Annotated in this window: 2 protein-coding genes; both read left to right on the top strand. The window is 31.2% G+C overall.

Annotation, left to right across the window (positions count from 1 at the left end):
• Nucleotides 1–446: 446 nt before the first annotated feature.
• The gene (locus DMP16_RS09195; protein WP_069284440.1) at nt 447–1697 is read left to right on the top strand and encodes a glycosyltransferase; all 1251 of its coding nucleotides are present in this window, start codon (nt 447–449) and stop codon (nt 1695–1697) included.
• A gap of 5 nt (nt 1698–1702) precedes the next feature.
• Nucleotides 1703–2170 carry a hypothetical protein gene (locus DMP16_RS09190; protein ID WP_143577137.1) on the top strand — a complete coding sequence of 156 codons (468 nt, stop codon included), beginning with the start codon at nt 1703–1705 and terminating at the stop codon, nt 2168–2170.
• Nucleotides 2171–2291: the final 121 nt, after the last annotated feature.

The following is a 2291-nucleotide window of genomic DNA, read 5'->3' as shown; positions in this document are numbered from 1 at the left end:
TTCAAAGATTTCATGATAATTTAAGCTGCCAAAAGGCTGAATTTAAAATTATTCACTTTTAATGAGAAGCTTAAAAGAAAATACCGAAAATGATCTGACTTCCGCCTTAAAAGGCGAAGTTTTCATTTATAAATTAAGCTTTATTGTAGTCTCAAATGAATAACTTTCTCTAGGTCGAAACGTATAAATTTTTTGAAATTCTATCTACTACTAATGGTTTGTTATGTAGTTGTAGTCAATGCTACTTTTAGTAAACTATTTTAAAAATAACCTTATTTTTAATGAAACAAAATACATAGTTTAGTGAAGTATCATATATATCAAACTTAATTGAGTGATAGATAATTGTATATTCTTAGTATATGTCGTATTAAAATCATTTACCATCATATCTATTTACATAAATCCAAAAAACTTTTAAATGCAGAAACTTTACTCTTCAGTTAATGATATTTGAGCTATTAGAAATGCTGTACATGTTCCTAACAGGTAAGTTCCTATACTGGCCAATAAACTTTCTAATATTCTTAATAGGTGCATCTCTCGTCAGGGGGATATATGCGAGACAATATAAGCCATATAGTGATGGTCTTAAAAGAGAAGAAGTCAAGGTAAGTGTAGTTATACCAGAGTATAAGGAGGATATAGAGACATTAGAGAAATGTATAAAAAGCGCAAAAGAGAATAACCCGGATGAGGTAATACTACTATATGAAGATGATAGACCTGAAGTTAAGAATCTAGTAAAAAAGTATAACATAAAGGGGATAGACTTATCTCATAGGAGGTTAGGTAAAAGGGGCTCCTTAGCGATGGGATGGTTGATGGCTAAGGGAGATATTATAATCCAGCTTGATAGTGACACTATTTTAGAAAAAGGGGCTATTGATGAAATAATAAAGCCATTTAAAGATCCCTTAGTTGTTGGAGTTCAGGGGCACCCGTTTTTATTTAAAACTGGAAGTAAGTTGGCATATGTTTTTGGTCAAGTGATTGAACTTAGTAGGGATATCGTTTGCAAAATGTTAGATAAGAACTTAATAGTAATTGATGGTAAATTAGCAGCTTATCGGAGGAGTTTTTTGGTAAGTATAGTAAAGGATTTCTTAATTGATAGATGGGGTAAAAGAAAGATATTGGTAGGGGATGATAGAGCTTTGACTTACTTAGCTAATATTATGGGATATAAAACGGTTTATCAGTCAACAGCGTTAGCCAAGTCAGCTGCTCAACCAACTTTATATAGGTTCATACTACAGCAACTAAGGTGGGCTAGATCAGGTTACTTATATTTTCTAAAAGATATTAAATCCGGGTTATTCTTTAAGGCAAGTAGAAGGTATAGATTTCAGATGATTACTTACCTCTTTGCTCCACTATCATTACTAATTTCTATAATACAAACATTGGTAATGAACGTACAGATCGTTAATGAGATAGGAGAGTTGGTTAATAGTACGTTGTTAATCAATGTTCCTCTAATCATATATTCGTTGGCAGTATTCATTGTAGGGTCTGTAATAACTTTCAACGTAAGTATTACTAGTTTAGGAATCAAATATAGTGAAATTCGCAATCTATCATTAAACATTTTAGACTATATTTTAATTCCTATGATAGGACTTTTCATCATTTTCCCTACTTATCTATATGCTATGTTAACTTACAAAGAAGTAACGTCATGGTTAACTAGGTGAGAAAAATGGAGAGGCAAATAGAAGTTGGCGTAAAATGTAAGGAGTGTGGAACGATAAACAAAAGGGGTAGATTATTTTGTTATAACTGTGGATCATTAATTGAAAATGAGGAAGTTAAGGATAAGATCTTAACTACTTATTTATACAACATAGTAACTAATATAGATAAAATGAGTGAAGTGCTAGATGCTAAAAAAGATTACGTTCTAGGCGATAGCTTAAAAGCGGATTATTACATTGAGTTCAAGGATCACATAGAGCTAATATTCATAATAAAAAGCTACAACGAATTCATAAGATTCATACCAGCTAGCGTCAACAAAAATAGGATAAGATACGTCCTTATATTAGCGTTTAAGGAGAAGAACGTTTTAGAAATGGCTAACATGAGAGATGACGTTGATATGTATAAATTGGCTATCATACATGGTGAGTATAAACTAATACCCTTAACTAACAATAATGAAAAATAATAATTTTTAGAAAGATTTTTTAGTTTTTTTCATTCTAATTGCTTTTTCATTCTAATTGCTTAAATATCCCAAATACATTGGAAGTTAAATCAGACCTAAGTCGCTTCTCCTTCCAACCCTC

The organism is Sulfolobus sp. B1 (assembly GCF_007050195.1).
Lineage (GTDB): Archaea > Thermoproteota > Thermoprotei_A > Sulfolobales > Sulfolobaceae > Saccharolobus.
The sequence above is the reverse complement of the archived record's forward strand: the minus strand, read 5'-3'. Positions and strand labels throughout refer to the sequence as shown.

Bases quoted from the DNA above. Each gene is read 5' to 3' on its own strand.
- DMP16_RS09190 (WP_143577137.1), top strand. From the start codon at position 1,703: ATGGAGAGGCAAATAGAAGTTGGCGTAAAATGTAAGGAGTGTGGAACG.
- DMP16_RS09195 (WP_069284440.1), top strand. From the start codon at position 447: ATGATATTTGAGCTATTAGAAATGCTGTACATGTTCCTAACAGGTAAG.